The sequence below is a fragment of the Larkinella fluvii genome (assembly GCF_051857545.1).
Lineage (GTDB): Bacteria > Bacteroidota > Bacteroidia > Cytophagales > Spirosomataceae > Larkinella.
This window is the reverse complement of record NZ_JBPZHB010000011.1, coordinates 154,016-170,809: the sequence shown is the minus strand read 5'-3', so window position 1 is coordinate 170,809 and position 16,794 is coordinate 154,016. Positions and strand designations below refer to the sequence as shown.

Genomic DNA, 16,794 nt, shown 5'->3' with positions numbered 1-16,794 from the left:
CTGCAAAGGTGCGACAGTTCATCTCCGAAAAAGTAACCAGATCTCTTGATGTTGTATCCAAAATGAGGAAACGGATCGAACGGATTTCGATCCGTTTTTTCTGCCTGACGGATGGGCGTTACTGCCAGCTTGGTACGCCAATGGCCCCAAACCACGTTAGATACCCGGTGGCCATGATATGGAGAACCGACAGCACGACCATGTGCCAGTAAAGTGTTCTGTTCAGGCTGGCTTTCCGTTCCCGGATCAACGTGATGACGGACCAGACGGCCGCCAGGGCAAAAAGAATGGACAATACCAGCGCGGAAACCGATAGAAACCCCATCTTTCCCAGCCGTTCCATTGGATCCTGCCCGCCGATGATGCCCAGAATCGTGGTCACCACAAAAAGCAGACTCGTCAGAAAAGGCCACAAAATAACGTTGCGTGTCTCCTTACGGCCCTGGCTGGTCCTCCAGTATCGGATCAACCAGATGCTGCCGAAAATTACCGAACCCAGCAGATACAGGATCCAGAGGATACTGAGCAGGTATTGACCGAAGGCCAGAACCGGTGAAATCCGCAGCAGAGCCAGACTGCCCACGTGAACGACTTCCCCCGCCAGCGGGTCCTGTACCTGCACCACACTGATTTTCCCGGTTTCGGGTGAGGCATACTGCCGGTCGGTCAGGGCGACGTGGGTTTCTAAACCGCCCCCGAACAGGTTTCGGCTAAAAAGAAAATTTCCGTTCCGCCAAAGGCGCTTTACATCCACAATCCGCTGTTGAAAATACATCTTTTGCACCCGCGGATTGATCGGAACATAATAGCCCGAGATCGCATCATCGAGCTTTCGATCCACCGGTTTTTTGCGGGTCGAATCGGTCTGAAAAGGGGCGGTCTGAAAACTCCGGATCAGGTTCCCGATCTGGGAAAGGGCATTTCCGTTTGCGGCATTGATCATAATGGCATAGCCCACACGGTGGGTCGGGAGATATGCAAAATCCGTCAGTCCGCCGTTCACCCCGCCTGAGTGGGATCGGTACACAAACTGCTTATACGGGGTCGAATAGTTGGCCAAACCGTATCCGTAGTCCAGACCCGCCCGGGCGCCCGTGGTGGTGGAGGGAGTTTCCATGCGTTTCAGGGAGGCTTCACGCACGAGTTGCCGGCCACCAACCTGACCCCGGTTGACAAAAAAACGCAGCATCCGGGCCATATCCAGCGGTGACGCATTAATGGCCCCCGACGGACGAACGCTGATGTTCCAATACGGCTGGGGATCGTTGTTCACGTAGAGGGTGGCCCCCCGTTGCCGGTAAAGCTCCGACGCAAAATAGGTCGCCGTTGTCATGCCCAGCGGTTGAAAAAAATGAGTCTGTATGTAGTCTTCAAAACGCTGGCCCGTCCGTTTTTCGATGATGTAAGCGGCCACCGGCGGACCTGAATTGCTGTAGGCCATTCGTGTGCCCGGCATCCAGCGGGATGTCCGGGTGCCCGGCAGAAAATCGAGTCCCTGTTTCAGCGTAAGGGTTGGATCGTTGAGGGCGTAATCTGCCATGTGCATATCGTCCCAGCCCGTGGTGTGTTCCAGCAGATGCTCCACCCGAATCGGAGCGGTTTTTTCCCAGGGGTTAACGTAAGCGATTTCGGGAGCTAAATCCCGGACCTTGTCTTTCAGACTTATCCGGCCTTCTTCCTGGAGCTTCAGAATCGCCAGCGAAACGAACATTTTCGACACCGAACCAATGCGGAACAGCGTCGTAGCGGTAGCCTTTGTGTTTTTTTCCAGATTGGCTTTTCCCAAACCGGCCACCCAAACCGTACTGTCTCCGTTCACCAAAGCCACCCCGACCGCCGGGGTCCCGGTTTCTTTCAGCACGTTTTCAATCGCCCGTTGAAGTTCCGGAATGGTTTTGGGGGACTTTGGTTTTTCCTGGCTTTTTCCGGTCAGATGAACGAAAAGGAAGCAAAAAAGGAAAAACGTATAACGAATTTGTTGGGGGAAGGTCATGCCGGAGGTCTTTCTACGTGGGCCAACGCTGTCAATTGCGCATTTTCAGTAGAAAGTCGCTTTGGTTCCGGCCATACTCTGCCAGGACAGAATCGTTCGCCGGGTAGCTTACTGAACCGGGGTGAATGTCATCTTCGGCAGCTTCATGGCCTTGTCGATCAGTTTGATTTCCAGACGCAGAATTTCCTCCTCGGCTTTGGCGTCTATTTTCTCGGCATCGTCACTGGGTTTGTGGTAATCCGGATGACCGCCGGTGTGGAAGAACAGCACGGGAATTTTTTTGGCGTAAAAAGCCGCATTATCGGAACCGCCGTTGCCGGCCCGGTCGGTGAAAAATTTTACCCCGGCGGTGACTTCTTTGAAAACCGTCGGCCAGGCGTCGGCGGTTCCGTAGCCTCCGATGCCGATGCCGCGTTCCGGGTTATACCGGCCGATCATGTCCATACACACCATGAAGTTCATCCGGTCCAGCGGCAGGGTGGGGTGGTTCAGGAAATGCCGCGAACCCAGCAACCCCAGTTCTTCCGCGCCGAACGCCATGAACAGAAAATTGTACGGTTCTTTCTCCGAATTTTTTGCGTAATACTGCGCCAGTTCCAGCAAACCGGCCACGCCTGAGGCATTGTCGTCGGCCCCGTTGTGAATCTGTCCCCGCGGGTTGGCGTCCAGCGAACTGCCCTGATCGCCCAGGCCCAGGTGGTCGTAGTGCGCGCCGATCACGATGGTATGCTCCGCGCCGTTGTCCAGAAATCCAATGACGTTGGCGGCTTTGCGGAGGCTGTCGGGCACCACCACGCGCCGAATTTTGGCCGTAAAAGGCTGGTAAAAACCGTCTTCCCCCAGCGGTTTCAGACCGTATTTTCGGAAATGCCGGGCAATGTAGGCCGCGGCTTTGGCATTTTCACGACTGCCGGTACCCCGGCCTTTCATTTGGTCGGAAGCCAGTTTTTTGATGTGTCGGGTAATGCGGCTGGCCGATGGCTCCTGCGCAAGAACCGGAACGGTTAACAGAAGAAATAAAGCAAAAAATCGGTAGTTCATGCCCGTAAAAGTAGCGGATTTTGCCGGTTTTGAAGCACAGAGCCTTATTGCAATGGTTTCAGATTGAAAACATTTTCGCAACTTTGTTATCAGGTATCACCGCTTTTTCACCAACGAATCAATTCCTTCATCAAGCTGTTTTCTACTTCATGCGCATCCTGACAGCACTTGTTTTTGCTCTTCTGTTCCAGCGTCAGACCTCGGCTCAATCGTCGCAAAAACCGAAACTCAAGGTAACGCCCCTGAATGATAAGGTTCTCGTTCATACGACCTACGGGGTTTATCAGAACACCAGTGTTCCCTCTAACGGACTGATTATTAAAACAAAAGATGGTGTTGTGCTCGTGGATTCGGGTTGGGACAGCGATGGCAATACCGACAACACCCGGCAATTGCTCCAGTGGGTGGCCGACAGCCTGCGTCAGCCCGTTCGGCTTTGCATTGTCACGCACGCCCACGAAGACCGCGTCGGCGGGATTGCCGAACTCCGGAAAGCCGGGGTCCGTGTGATCAGTACCCCCTTGACGGCCCAAAAATCGGTAAAACTGGGTTATGAGGCTCCCGAAGCCATCGTACCAAACGATACCACGTTTACCATCGGGCAGGAACCCATCCGCTGTTATTTTCCGGGCGAAGGGCACACGAGCGACAACATTGTGGTCTGGTTGCCGAAGCAGCAGATTCTGCACGGCGGCTGTTTCGTCAAAAGTGTGGCTGCTTTCGGGATGGGCAACCTCGCCGACGCCAACCTGAAGGAATGGGCGAATTCCATTCAACGGGTAAAAAGCCGGTTTGGCACGGCAAAAATTGTAGTGCCGGGTCATGAAGAATGGAGTGATCCGAAATCCCTGGACCATACGCTGCGGTTGCTGGAGAAGCACGCGGCTTCCAAACGTTAAAAGGGCAAGCGTCAGGCGGTTTTAACGAATGCCGTCAAAGATTTTCCCGGTACGGTTCCGGTTTTATTTAATGCGTTAGCTTTCTCCGCACCGTTTCGGCAGTTCGTAAATCTTTTAGACTGATTTTGGCCCGGTCACGAAGGACTTTACTGGCGTGGAACTGGTCGGTAACCGTGTGCAGCAGGAAGGCCAGCATCTGCGCTTCGTTTGCCGTTAGCTCAAGTTCAATGCGCTTTTTCATGGTATCTGTTGTTGTAATAAATAGAAGCGTAAAACCGTATCAGCCCCATCATGAAACCGTGAAAACCTGCCGCTGGAAAAAGCCGCTCGGGTTCAATTAATCGCATGAATTGGGATACGCCTAGATAACAAAATAAGTACAGATTTAGATCGCAAAATGACCGGTTTAACTACGGAAAATACAAGTAATTTGCGCGTATGAACAGTCGTGAGTAGAGCGGAAAAGTTGGGTCTGACATAGAAAAAACCGACCTGGAACAGGCCGGTTTTTATGTACTAACCGGAAGCACCTGGTCAGGTGTTTGCCGATTCTGGCAAAGGCTATCGTGTGAACTTACCGGTATTTTTTTTCAATGGCATTCACCAGCTTACGGGCCGCAGCCCGTTTGGCGTTAAACCCGTTGGTGCCGTTGGGGCTGGCTCTGTAGGTGTCCGTTTCCCAGAGCAGCACATCGGCTTTGTCGTAGAACCGGGCACTACAGGCCATCGAGGTGCCTCCCCAGGACGTAACCCGGATGCCTCTGCTGGCTTCGAGGTTTAACTTGATGATGAAATCAGCCGAGGATTTGTTGGCGGCTACTTTCCAATGGCCCCATTCCTGAAGCTGATCGACAAAAGCTTTCAGCGTTTCCTGGCTATTTTCGTTTTTCGACAACGATTCGACATAAACGGTATTTCCCTTTTTGAGCGGTTCTTCGGACTGAGCCAGAGCCAGTGAGGAAACGAGGAGCAAAAAACTAATCCAGATTTTCATAGCCGTAGCGTTTTGAGTTGACAGGGAGATATAAAATGAACGGTCCAGGTCGCTTTACCTCCCGAATTTAAAGGCTGCACCGAGTTCGAAGCTGGAACCGGCCGAATTGACGAGTCCAAGATTGAGCTGCGCATACGGGCCAATCCGTTCATTGACCAGATACCGGGCACCGAGTTGGGCACCGGCAAAAACGTTTCCGGAGTCCGTTCGCCCATCCCGCGACGCAAAGGGTTTGGCGATGTGAATGCCCAGGAAAGGGTCAAGTTTATTGCCTATAACCGAAAAAGCTTTGGCCAGATGGTAGTTGCCCAGCACGCCAATCGAATAGGCACTGTAGCCCTTGTTTGACTGATAAACCACTTTACCAGCGATCCCGATCTCATCCGTAACGCCATATTCAACGGCTAACGTAACGGGTGTAGCATTGTTTTCCAGGAGCAAACCGGCGGTGCCAACAATCCGGCCCTGCTCAAAGGCTTTCTGGGCCTGCACACGATCGCTGCACAGCAGCATCAGGAAGGCCGTGCTGAGGATAAAAGCAAGTTTCTTGCACATAATCAGATCCTTAAATGGGTGGAACAAGTGAGGTTACTTTTCGGCCGTGAACTTGAGCTCGGATGTTTCCTTCGTGGTCGGATCGGTTTCGGAAATTGCCAGATTCATTTTTTTGCCGTCGGAACTGGCAATGGTCTGGTTTCCTGCGGTTAGATCATAGCCCGACCCGTTTTGCTGCACGGTGAGATTTTTCAGCTCGATGGACTGATCGTCGCTGCCCGTTATTTTCAGCGTCAGTCGGAGGGTCACCTGATCGTCGGTGGTTTGGGGCGTCAGGCTAGCGGTGCCGGATACGGTCTGGCCGTTCTGGGTATACGGCAGCGTCGGCAGATTGATGCGGTCGTCTCCCGAAACGTAATAGAACGACTTCAGGTTATATGTACCCGCCACGGCTTCCGCCGGTTTGGCGGGCGCGACTTCGTTATCGTCTTTTTTGCAGGCCGTAAAAGTCAGTGTTACCAGAAGGAACAGGAGGAGCGTTTTCATAATCGTGCGTTGTTTTGGGGTGATTACCGTCAATCACCGGGGCAAAACTATCGGCTCGTTCCCGAGCCGACAATACCGCATTTGTATGATTTTTTACGCTTTATTTCCGTCCCAGGTACTTGTTGACCGCTTCAACTTTGGAGTGGACCTGGAGTTTTTCGTAGATGTTGAAGATGTGTTTCCGGACGGTGGTGGGGCTGACAAACAGCTCTGTGGCCACTTCCTTGTGGCTGTGTCCTTTCGACAGCCGATCCAGAATTTCCCGCTCGCGGGGTGTCAGAACGTCCAGTTCGTTGGGGGCTGTTGGGCTAATGTGAAACGAACTGGCAATTTTGCGGGCAATGGTGCTGCTCATGGGCGATCCGCCTTCGTGCAGTTCGGTGATGGCTTCCAGGAGTTTATGGGGCGGGCTGCGCTTGAGGATGTAGGCATTCGCCCCCGCTTTGAGCGCTTCAAAAACCGTCTCGTCTTCGTCATACATCGTACACATCATGAACTGGGTGGTCGGGCAGAGCTGTTTCAGGTGCCGCACACAGTCGATGCCGTTCATGCCCGGCAGGTCGATGTCCATCAACACCACATCGACACACTGACCCGGCAAATGATCTAGGGCCGCTTCGGCTGTTTCAAAGGTGGCCTGACAGGCGAAACCGTCGGCACCATCGACCAGAATGGCCAGCGACTGCCGGATCAGTTCCTTGTCTTCTACAATGGCGACGGTGATGGGGGTGTTCATCCGGCAATATTGGCGCTTTTTTGGGTTTTCTGCCATACTGCATTTGCAGTATTTTTGGCCGTCGGGTAGGGATATGTGATGGTCACACGGGTACCCGTCGGCGAGGAAGAAATGTCACAGGTGCCGCCCGATTCGCCCATGCGGTTTTTCATATTCCCCAATCCGTTCCGGAACCGGCTTCGTTCATGCGGGGCAAAACCGTGACCATCGTCGGCGACTTCAATCACCAGCCGGTCGGCTTCGGGCCGGATCGTGAGCCAGACCTGCGTGGCCTGCGCGTGTTTCACCACATTATGAAGGGCTTCTTTTACGGTTAGAAACACATTCCGCCGGTCTACCCCCCGCATGGCAATCTCCCGGGGCGACTCGCTTACCTGCGTCCGCAGGCGCAAATCCGTATCTTCGATGAACTCGCTGGCGAAGGCCCGGGTGTAGGCAATCAGTCCGTTGAGACTGTCGTTTTTGGTGTTCAGCGACCAGATAATTTCGTTCATGGCCGTCACCATGTCGGCCGAAATTGCCGAAATTTTGGCAATTTCAGGGAGCGTTGCGGCATTCATCCGCGTTTTGACCACCTCGCTCAACAAACCGATCGTCGTCAGCGATGCGCCGAGGTCATCGTGCATTTCTTTGGAAATCCGCAGCCGTTCTTTCTGCTGCCCCTGCAATTCGGACTGCACCACGGCGAGTTCGTGGGCGCGCTCGGCCGCCAGCAGGGCGTTGTCTGCCGTACGCCGACGCTGGCGCATATAGAAGTAGGCGAACACCAGACCGCTCACCACGCTCAGTCCTACCAGCCCCGCCACCAATAGCCACAGCTTCTGACGTTGCTGCGCCTGTTCCAGTTGCTCGATCCGGCGTTGTTTTTCGGCCAGTTGCTGCCCCGCTTCGGCCTGCCGGAGTTTCAATTCGTATTCGCCCAGCAGTTCCTTGGCCTCCCGCGTCGACAACGAATCGTTGGTTTTGACATACTGCTGATACCACGAAAAGGCGGTTTTGTAATCCCCTAAACCGTGGCTGGCATTCGCATATTCCCGGTAGATGTTTCGAAATTCCGACAGGCCCACCCGGTTGGTTTTCGCCATGTCGTGCGCCCGATCCAGCAGCGGTTTTGCCTTTGCAAACTGGTTCAGGCCGTTATACGTAGCCGCCTGACCGGCCAGCAAATGCAACTCCTGGAGGGGGTTGTTAGACTGGCGATTCAGCCGCAGGGCTTTCTGGTAGTAAAACAAGGCTGAGTCGTACCGGGCTTCTTCGTTGTGCAGATTCGCGATGTTGCTGTACAAATTGATCAGCAGCGAAAGGTCTTTGGTCGTGTCGAGAAGGGCTTTTGTTTTCCGGTAATACACCAGCGCTTCCTTCAACCGGTTTTGTTTGACGTACACAGAGGCCAGGCTGTGGTAGTCCACCGCCAGTTCCTGATTCGTGCTTTTCGCAATCCGGTCATATTGAATCGCCCGGTTGTAGTAGTTCAGGGCCTGCGGATACAGCTTTTCGGCTTCGTAGATCAGGCCCAGATTCTGGTACAGAACCGCAGCCTTTTTCCGGTTCTGATGGGCCAGCATGTAGGGTGCGGCCAGCTTGAGGTGCTGAATGGCCTGCTTGTTTTTGCCCTGCCACTTGGCCGACTGTGCCAGCGCAAAATGGCATTGACTCCGGTATTGTTCGGACGGCTCCCGCAGGGCTTTTTGCAGGGCTTCGGTCGCCAGTTTTTCCGATTCGTCGTGCCGACCCAGCACATCCAGCAGGTAGGTGATGAGTCGTACACTTTCAAAATATCCTTTGGTGTAGCCGGTTTTCTGAGAGACTGCCAGGGCTTCCCGGTAGTCCTGCAGGGCCTTTTCGGGCTGCTGCATTTCAATAGCCTCGGCCTGGTTGAGTTGCGTCAGAATGGCCGAGGTGTCCGCTAGCGACTGTCCGAAAGCGTTTGTTTCCGATAGAACCAGAACCGAAACTACAAGCAAAAGTCGTTTGACCAGCATACAGATGTTGGTTGTGCCAAGGCATTGATTCGTAAATATAGATGACTGGTTCTTTATTTATTCATAACCGGTGTTTAATCGAGCGCATAGGCTTCCGAAAAAGTAAAACCCTTTTCGACGGGATCATAGACGTAATCCCCGTCGGGTTCCGACAGCCCGGCCTGTTCCAGGTATTCGATCACCTGAAAGTGGTTGGTGAAGACGATGGGGGCGTGGTCGTCGACCCGAAGCTCAAAAACGGATTGCTCGATGTTGTAGGAAACCGCATATTTCATGGCGTATGGTGGCAAGCGTGAGGTGAACCCATACAACACCGGGCGGCTGGTTAGTGTTTGCGGTTTTTTGGGCTTTTAAAGGACGGATCGGCGGTTTTTTGGCTGACATACCATACCGATCACTCTGCCCGGTTTTTAGTCGCGTAGCGACGAAATGTTTGTAGCCTAATGCCTACCGGGTTTCGGCCTTTTGGGTCGCATAGCGATCGGACTTTGCTTTTTGCTGGATCGCTACGCGTTACGCGATCCTGGAAGGGGAGAAATGCCTTCTTTTTCTACAAACATCTGGTCGCTACGCGACCCACAAGAACGGTTTTTTGAAAGGTTGACTTCTGTTGAATCCTACGAATCGCGGGCGCGGACTATCCGGAACGTAATCAGATTTTAACGGATAGGTAGGACGGCTGGATTGTTTGCTTTTGGTGGTTTAGCGGGGTAAAATGGCTCTATTATTACCTCATGTTTTAAAATCGTTACGCCATGAATCGCAAAATCCTGATTGTCACCGGTGATGGTGGCGAAAGTTACGAGACCCTCTATGCCGTTCACCGCTTTCAGGAAGAAGGCGACATTGCGGTGATTGCCGCGCCCATCAAACGCCGGCTGAACCTGGTAATGCACGATTTTGAACCCGGTTGGGATACCTACATCGAGCGGCCCGGCTATTGTCTGGTTTCCGACCTGACGATCGACGAGGTGGTGGTCGACGATTATGACGCCATTCTGCTGCTGGGTGGCCGCGCCCCCGAATACCTGCGCAACCATGCCGGGCTGCTGGAGGTTGTCCGGGCGTTTGACCGGCAGTGCAAATGGGTCTTTGCCATCTGCCACGGCATCCAGATTCTGGTCACCGCCGGTTTGGCGAACAACCGGAATCTAACCGCTTACGAACATGTGCGGACCGAAATTGAGATGGGTGGTGGCACCTATTCGACCCAACAGGCCGTCCGCGACCGGAACATGGTAACCGCACAGACCTGGCAATCACACCCCGAGTTCTACCGCGAAGTCTTTGCCTGTCTCAAAAAAGAGGAACTCGTGGAAGAGTAAAAGCCGAATTTGAAGCCGTGTCGTTTCTGCCTTCTTTCTGCGCTTGCTGAAGAAAGCAGAAACGGCTCTAAAGTTTGATTGAAAGCTCCAAATACCCATCTAAACCACGTTCAACGATTTTTTGAAGGGTTGAAAAGCGAACTTCTTTTGAAGTTTTCATAGCCCGCTTCCAATTCTTCCCGCTTCACACTGCCCCGTTCGCCGTAATGCTGGTTCTTGAACTGTTCGAGCGTGGTGAGGGTATTATTTTTCGTTTTCATAGGGTGGCTTCTCATTTATACATCTTGTCCCGAACCATGCGAATGTTGTTGAACATCGGCAGGTCTTCAACGCAGTCAGCCGGAATAATGCCCCGGTTGATCCAGTTGACCACCACCTGAATCGAAACACCGTATTTTTTGGCGTAGTCCCGCACCGACAGCCATTCGCCCAGATCCAGTTCCTGGCCGTGCGATTTCAGAAAATCCAGCGTTTGTTGCTGGCCTCGCTTGATTTCTTCCAGTTCCGCAGTGAGATCAATTTTCGTTTTTTCCATCTCAGTGTATTGTAAAGGGGCGATTTAGGCCTCATCATCGGCCTTTTGTCCCGCAACCACGCAAGCAGAAGCAACAACCAAAAAGAGCTATATTCTGGGTCTCGATTATAAATAAATCTGTAGATTATTTTTTATCACCCAATCCGGTAAAATGCTGCTTTCTCTGGTCAGTTCGATGATTTCTGTATATGAAACGTCCACCAGGCGCACTTGCTGAAACAGCGATTTATTCTCTTCAAACAGTGGCATGGTACTGACATACATTTCTTCAATGACCTCGGTTTTAACTTCGTGTCCACCGTTCAAAAACCGGGCTTTCGCCCGGTTGATACAGAGATGAAGATCGTCCGTAAAAAACAGCAACAGGTTTACCTGGTTCGACCGGTCGAAGTTGGCAATCGACTTTAGATAAGCGTAATGCGAGGGAAACCCTAAATTCAATTCCAGGGCGAAATCTTCCTTATTAAACAAGCATTCCCGGATTTTTTGATGGGTTGTCAGGGATGCAATGTCCTGATAATCGGTGAATCCTCTTTTTTTGTATTGGTAGGCAGCTAGATCCTGATCAACGATTGGAACGCCTTCCGGGATCAATTCCCGGGCGTTGGTACTCTTGCCGATGCCGGGAGGGCCGGCGATCAGATAAATTGTCATTGGATCACCAGAATGCGGCCGTCTTTGTGTTCAGCGACCACATGGCCGTCCGGACGCTTGTAGACCAGCGGCTGACCAATGGAAAACAGGTAATCCCGCGCATTTTCAGCGCATTGTTTTTGCCAGCGGCTCCGCTCCTGCGGGGTCATGGCCCTCGGGTCTTTGACCATCTTTCCGGTCTGATACTGCACGTCGGTGGTCATGTCTTTATTCCTTTTCAGCAAAAATAACCAAAAAATACACGTTTCGCTACCATAAGCTTACCGCAATCTTACACCACGGCGGTAGCATGCTGTTTTTGCTTGCGTGTGGTACGTTGGGACTACATCGATACGGTCTCTGGCCCGAAGCCGCCGGTTTTAATGGGGAGATTGGTCAATTACTGGTTAGGGACAGAAAGTCTTTGAATAGAAACGCAAGTGACAAAGGGTCTCTCTAGAATTAATATTCTATTAATTCTAGCTCCTCTAATCTAATAGCCATTGCTTCGATTGAAACTTGAAGAATTTTTGACAATGAATCAAAAGGTCTAGAATTATAATATCCACACTTTGCAATCATTCGAGAAAGGTCACGTTTGTTTTTAACCTTCTTGCGAAGTTCATGAGCCGTACTATCAAGTAAACGTGCAGTGTTCTCATTAATCGTAAACCTCTTAATTTGAAATCGTTCATAAAACAGTTGGACTACTATCTTTTTGGGCATCAAAAATACAGCTGCAAATTTATCTGCTTGTATTTCTTCAATTGGTCTATATCGTTCTATGTCCGACCCATCTAATGGTAAATCACGGTGAAGTTCTATTTTGTCATGTAGCAAGGCATGTCCAAGCTCATGAGCCGTAGTGAATTTAATAACATCTGGCTTATACATATCTGAGATTGTAATAGTATAATCCTCGTTATTAATTATGCCAGCGATTTCTTCACCCTGTTCATTAACTCCTAAGGTATGTACTTTGTGAAATGCATATCTTAATAACTCTATAACTTTTTGTGGTTTCAGCACGCCAAGTAGATTATCTGGAGGGTTAACACTCCATATTAGTTCTTTATAACCCCATAATGCATTTTGAATTCGTCTTGCTAAATTTTCAATATCAGTGTGGGAAACATTAGATTTTCCAAATAGTGATTTCCTAATTTCAGTAAATTCTACTAGAAAATCCCCCTTTATATCTGCTTCCTCATCAAGGGTATCCATTAATCTAACATTCTCTTTGCTGAGATTATTAAACTCATTCTTTAGCTCCTTTTTTTGAATTTCAATTGAATTAGTCCAAGCATTTTTTGGGAACGATTGTAGATTTAGGCTTATGATAGCAATACAGCCTGAAAGACCTGAAAGAGAACTACCTAAAGCTACGCCTGAATCACCCCTAGCTGATTTAAATCCTTTATCAAATACTACAACGGAATATTTTGCGAGCTGGATACAAAGATTTGCAATTTCAATCGGAATTTCCGTTGATCTTTTCAGTTCTTGCAGTGATTCTTCCTGAAGATCGTTTTTTATTTTTTGATTTCTCTCTTTGTTTCGTTCCTTTCTCTTTTGAATCGTCTTATCAAACTGTAAAGAATCTTCTTCAAACAATACTTCTAATCTTGGCCCTATGATATTAATAATTTTGTTTTTTATTGCTTCAAACTCTGTTTTACAATGTATATATGTTTTTTCTCTTTCAAGCGTAAGTTCAATAACAGTCTTTAATAGTTCAGAGCTTAAAATTCCATTAAGAGCAGCTGCACTACCAGATCCAGGTTTATGATTACCCGCACCGATTTTATCTAGTAAATGTCGAGTTGGAAGTTGTAGTAAATCTGTGCTCATTAGAATTTGTTATTTTTTAGTAAAGATAAAATATTCCATGAAATATTTTTGGCGTTTTGCTGCTGGTAAACCAAAAAGCCACCGCAGTTCCTAAAAAGCCACGGTGGCTCCCTTCACTAAAAACCGTATCTAAAATCTTACTTCCCAAACTCAACCCAACTTACCCCGCCGATATTCTCGGCTTTCGGGTCCGCGTTCACAAACACGAAATACAAATCCTGCTTGCTGCCGGGGTCCTGAATCGGGGCGCTTAGCTCGGCGGTTTTGTTCCAGGCTCCCGTGGCCGTATACGCCACCGTGCTGATGACCGGGCCTTTCGCCGAGCCAGTATGCACTTCAATCGTGCCTTCGTGGTCTTTCGAGGCCACCTGGTACGTCAGCTTCTGGATGCCTTTCAGGTCCACGCCTTTCAGCACGAAATACGCTTTGTTTTTAGTAGCTCCCAGCCGTCCGCGCTGACGATTCATGTTATACACCTCATCGGCATCACCGGCCTGCACTTTGGCGGGGCGCAGAATCAGGCTCTCGCTGCTGGTCAGGGGTGTGATGGCTCCGCCTTGGTCGGTATACGACGCCGACAGAATGTAGCGCCCCGTCTGGTCCTTGCCAACGTGCTCTTTCAAAACCGTCGTGCCCTGCTGCGGCAGCGTCACGTCCGGTTGCTCGTTCCCCAACGCCAGCACGTATTTCACGATTTCGGTGGCGTCTTCCTTCGACAACTGCGGGTGGGCGTTCATGGCGTGTTCGCCCCAGACGCCACCACCACCGGTAATCACCTTGTTGGCCAGCCGGGTGGCTGCGCCCTTGTCACCCCGGTATTTTTTCGACACTTCGACGAACGCCGGGCCGACCGATTTGCCGTTGATCTGGTGACACGCCTTGCAATCGCTGGCCTGCATCAGGTTTTTACCCAGATTGAACGTGCTCGTAATCTGCTGGTGACCCACCAACTGGTCATTCCCGGCGACTTTCGGAATGTAGTTCAAGGCGACTTTTACTTTCTTCTTATCGATCACCTTGTCCTCGTTGTCCTTCACATTGACCGCGTATTTGAACGGCGTCTGGTCGGCGAAAAAGAACGTGCTGTTGTCGGTGGTCGCAATGGCCACCTGCGGCAGCGTGTTTCCGACTTTGATTTCCAGCGTATCGACCGAACTTTGACCCGATGGGTCGGTCACTTTCAGCGTTACCGGGTAAATGCCGTTTTTCTGGAACGTAAACGTCGGATTGGCTTCGGTCGAAGCCACCTGATTGCCTTCAAATTTCCATTCGTAGGTCAGTTTATCATCCTCGTCGAAGTCGTAACTCTGGCGGCTGTTGAAGGCCACTTTGAACGGAGCCAGCCCGATCGTATCCCGTGCCGTCACCTTCGCAACGGGCGTGCGGTTTCCGGGGTTGAACTCGATCTTGACCAGCCGCGCATCGTCGTTGTCGATGCCATACACCGAACCGTATTCCAGCATGTACATCTCACCTTTCGGCCCAATCTCCAGATCGACCGGACGGCGGAAATCGCCCCGCACCGGCATGAAGGCTTCCAGGCGTTTGTAGTTCTGGTTGTCGTCTATCCGAACGGCATACACCCAGTTCCGCATCCAGTCGTACATGAACAGCGCCTTGTCGTAATACTGCGGCAGTTTCACATCGGATTGCAGGTTGGCGTCGAAGTGGTAAACAGGGCCACCCATCGCACACCGACCGCCCGTTCCCAGTTCCGGAAATTCGGTTGATTTGTTGTAGGGATACCAGACCATCGCCTTCGTGACGGGCGGCAGGTTTTTCAACCCGGTGTTGTTGGGCGAATTGTTGACCGGCGCGTTTGGATCGAACTCAGCACCCACGGCTTTGGTCGCAAAATCGTAGGCTTTGTACGGTTTGCTGTCGCCAACGAAAAACGGCCAGCCGTAATTCCCGGCTTTCTTCGCCTGGTTGAACTCGTCGTACCCGCGTGGTCCCTGCGGCCCATCGGTGCCGGAATCCGGGCCAATTTCACCCCAGTACACAATCGACGTTTCGGGGTCGACCGAAATCCGGTACGGATTCCGGCAACCCATGACGTAGATTTCGGGCCGGGTTTGCGCCATGCCTTTCGGGAACAGGTTGCCCTCGGGAATGGTGTACGAACCGTCGGGCTCGACGTGAATCCGCAGAATTTTACCGCGCAAATCGTTGGTATTTCCCGCCGAACGGGCCGCATCGAACGTCAGCCGACCGGCCTGCCAGTCGGTCGGTGAAAAACCGCTTGATTCAAATGGCACAGTGTTATCGCCCGTCGAAATGAATAGATTGCCGTGTTTATCCCACGCCATCGACCCGCCGGTGTGCGCGCTCACTTCCAGATCGATCGGAAATTCGATGATGGATTTCTCCGATTTAAGATCCAGCGTACCGTCGTCGTTCATCACAAACCGCCCGATGCGCTGCTTCGTTTCCTCGCCGGTCTGAATCGTGTAGAAGAAATAGAGGTAGTGGTTTTTGGCAAAATTCGGGTCGATGGTCATGCCCAACAAACCGTTCAGATACTTCTCGACGGCTTTTACCGGAAAATCATAAACCAGTTTTGTGCTTCTGGTTTTGGGATCATACATATAAAACTTGCCCTTCCGTTCGGCCATAAACACCCGCCCATCCGGTGCCACGGCCAGTTCCATCGGTTCGTTGAGGTCGTTGGACAGCACGGTTTTCACAAACCGGGTTTCGTCCGGCGTTTTCACCGCGTACGATTTCGAGTAGTCGAGGTCCTTGTTGTCGCCGATCACGTATTTCAAGCCGCCGAGCAAATGTTGCTGGAACAGCGGCTCGCTGTAGCTTTCGTTCGTATGCCCACCGCCGGTATAAAACGCGCGGCCCCCGTCAAATTCGTGGTACCAGACAAACGGGTGATTGTCGCCGTTGCGACCACCTTCGTACGTCGTTTCGTCCAGTTTCGCCAGCACTTTGATGTCGGGATTGATGTTCCGGTAGCTGTACAATTCATCAAAGCGCTCCCAGCGGTCGGGCAGAAAACTGGTCGACGGGTGGTTTTTGTCAATTACGTCGATGGCGACTTTCTGCTGCTTGGGGTGGTGCAGGAAATACGCCCCGGCGAGTTTGTTGTACCACGGCCAGTTGTATTCCGTATCCGCCGACGCGTGAATGCCCATGAAATTGCCCCCGGCCTGAATGTAGCGTTCAAACGCCACCTGCTGATCGGGGTTCAGCACGTTGCCGGTGGTGCTCAGAAACACAACGGCGGTATAGTGTTTCAGGCTGTCCTCCACGAAGTAGTCGGCGTTTTTGGTCGTATCGACCCGAAAACCGTTCTCCTGGCCCAGCTTTTGAATGGCCGCAATCCCGGTCGGAATCGACTCGTGGTAATAGCCTTTGGTGCGCGAAAAAACCAGAATGCGCGGCACTTTCGGCTTGGAGGCTGGGGCCGTCGCCACGGGTTCGGGGGTTGACGACGGAACCTGTGACGTAGACTTCTGGGGCGTCTTGCAGCCGTAAAAGCTCCCGGCAACCGACGCCATAAGCAGGAGCGTGGCACCGATGGTACTTGTTTTGATAGAGATTGGCATTTTTATCGGGAAATTAAATTCGGTTGAGCACATCAAAACGGTTTTAACCGTTTGGGGTAATGCAATGACCCTGCATGAGGGCTACAAAATGATTCATCCCTACGGGATTGGTTGCCTTCGATCTTTATCTTTTTCGGCGGGTTAAAACCCACCGCTACAAAACGCTTCATCCCTACGGGATTGTTGGATTTGATCATTCCGGAAACA

17 protein-coding genes are annotated in these 16,794 nt (G+C 51.5%); 2 read left to right on the top strand and 15 right to left on the bottom strand.

Features of this window, described 5'->3' with window-relative positions; genetic code table 11:
* Positions 1-118: 118 nt before the first annotated feature.
* A complete protein-coding gene (locus ACS5NO_RS27570) occupies positions 119-1,993 on the bottom strand; it encodes a serine hydrolase domain-containing protein (RefSeq protein WP_439418114.1) in 1,875 nt (624 codons plus the stop codon).
* A gap of 108 nt (positions 1,994-2,101) precedes the next feature.
* On the bottom strand, positions 2,102-3,034 hold the full coding sequence (locus tag ACS5NO_RS27565; protein ID WP_439418113.1) for a M20/M25/M40 family metallo-hydrolase: 933 nt from the start codon (positions 3,032-3,034) through the stop codon (positions 2,102-2,104).
* A 149-nt stretch (positions 3,035-3,183) separates the two neighbouring features.
* Between ACS5NO_RS27565 and bla the strand changes: the two genes are divergently transcribed.
* Positions 3,184-3,933 (top strand): subclass B1 metallo-beta-lactamase, encoded by a 750-nt coding sequence (bla, locus tag ACS5NO_RS27560; RefSeq protein ID WP_150879867.1) that lies wholly within the window; start codon positions 3,184-3,186, stop codon positions 3,931-3,933.
* A gap of 67 nt (positions 3,934-4,000) precedes the next feature.
* On the opposite strand, the gene ACS5NO_RS27555 is transcribed toward bla, so the two are convergent.
* From ACS5NO_RS27555 to ACS5NO_RS27525, 7 genes are all read right to left on the bottom strand, one after another.
* Entirely contained in the window at positions 4,001-4,174 is a 174-nt protein-coding gene (locus ACS5NO_RS27555) for a hypothetical protein (protein WP_439418112.1), read from the bottom strand.
* A 333-nt stretch (positions 4,175-4,507) separates the two neighbouring features.
* The gene (locus ACS5NO_RS27550; protein WP_439418111.1) at positions 4,508-4,927 is read right to left on the bottom strand and encodes a hypothetical protein; all 420 of its coding nucleotides are present in this window, start codon (positions 4,925-4,927) and stop codon (positions 4,508-4,510) included.
* A gap of 54 nt (positions 4,928-4,981) precedes the next feature.
* The gene (locus tag ACS5NO_RS27545; protein ID WP_439418110.1) at positions 4,982-5,482 is read right to left on the bottom strand and encodes a hypothetical protein; all 501 of its coding nucleotides are present in this window, start codon (positions 5,480-5,482) and stop codon (positions 4,982-4,984) included.
* Positions 5,483-5,515: 33 nt separating this feature from the next.
* Entirely contained in the window at positions 5,516-5,968 is a 453-nt protein-coding gene (locus ACS5NO_RS27540) for a hypothetical protein (protein WP_439418109.1), read from the bottom strand.
* Positions 5,969-6,068: 100 nt separating this feature from the next.
* Positions 6,069-6,704 carry a response regulator gene (locus ACS5NO_RS27535; protein ID WP_150879863.1) on the bottom strand — a complete coding sequence of 212 codons (636 nt, stop codon included), beginning with the start codon at positions 6,702-6,704 and terminating at the stop codon, positions 6,069-6,071.
* The gene (locus ACS5NO_RS27530; protein WP_439418108.1) at positions 6,701-8,686 is read right to left on the bottom strand and encodes a tetratricopeptide repeat protein; all 1,986 of its coding nucleotides are present in this window, start codon (positions 8,684-8,686) and stop codon (positions 6,701-6,703) included. Before ACS5NO_RS27530 ends, ACS5NO_RS27535 begins: the two co-directional genes overlap by 4 nt.
* A 74-nt stretch (positions 8,687-8,760) precedes the next feature.
* On the bottom strand, positions 8,761-8,961 hold the full coding sequence (locus tag ACS5NO_RS27525; RefSeq protein WP_439418107.1) for a hypothetical protein: 201 nt from the start codon (positions 8,959-8,961) through the stop codon (positions 8,761-8,763).
* 480 nt (positions 8,962-9,441) lie between these two features.
* Here ACS5NO_RS27525 and ACS5NO_RS27520 point away from each other — a divergent pair, with 480 nt between their 5' ends.
* Positions 9,442-10,011: a DJ-1/PfpI family protein gene (locus ACS5NO_RS27520; protein ID WP_439418106.1), complete on the top strand. Its 570-nt coding sequence runs from the start codon at positions 9,442-9,444 to the stop codon at positions 10,009-10,011.
* Between the two features lie 110 nt (positions 10,012-10,121).
* On the opposite strand, the gene ACS5NO_RS27515 is transcribed toward ACS5NO_RS27520, so the two are convergent.
* From ACS5NO_RS27515 to ACS5NO_RS27490, 6 genes are all read right to left on the bottom strand, one after another.
* On the bottom strand, positions 10,122-10,271 hold the full coding sequence (locus ACS5NO_RS27515; protein WP_439418105.1) for a hypothetical protein: 150 nt from the start codon (positions 10,269-10,271) through the stop codon (positions 10,122-10,124).
* Between the two features lie 11 nt (positions 10,272-10,282).
* Positions 10,283-10,546: a helix-turn-helix domain-containing protein gene (locus ACS5NO_RS27510; RefSeq protein ID WP_439418104.1), complete on the bottom strand. Its 264-nt coding sequence runs from the start codon at positions 10,544-10,546 to the stop codon at positions 10,283-10,285.
* 105 nt (positions 10,547-10,651) lie between these two features.
* On the bottom strand, positions 10,652-11,200 hold the full coding sequence (locus ACS5NO_RS27505) for an AAA family ATPase (RefSeq protein ID WP_150879857.1): 549 nt from the start codon (positions 11,198-11,200) through the stop codon (positions 10,652-10,654).
* Entirely contained in the window at positions 11,197-11,403 is a 207-nt protein-coding gene (locus ACS5NO_RS27500; protein WP_150879856.1) for a hypothetical protein, read from the bottom strand. Before ACS5NO_RS27500 ends, ACS5NO_RS27505 begins: the two co-directional genes overlap by 4 nt.
* Before the next feature lie 238 nt (positions 11,404-11,641).
* Positions 11,642-13,030 carry a cyclodeaminase/cyclohydrolase family protein gene (locus ACS5NO_RS27495; protein WP_439418103.1) on the bottom strand — a complete coding sequence of 463 codons (1,389 nt, stop codon included), beginning with the start codon at positions 13,028-13,030 and terminating at the stop codon, positions 11,642-11,644.
* Between the two features lie 137 nt (positions 13,031-13,167).
* Positions 13,168-16,587, bottom strand: coding sequence for a ThuA domain-containing protein (locus ACS5NO_RS27490; protein ID WP_439418102.1), 3,420 nt, complete (start codon positions 16,585-16,587; stop codon positions 13,168-13,170).
* Between the last annotated feature and the right edge of the window lie 207 nt (positions 16,588-16,794).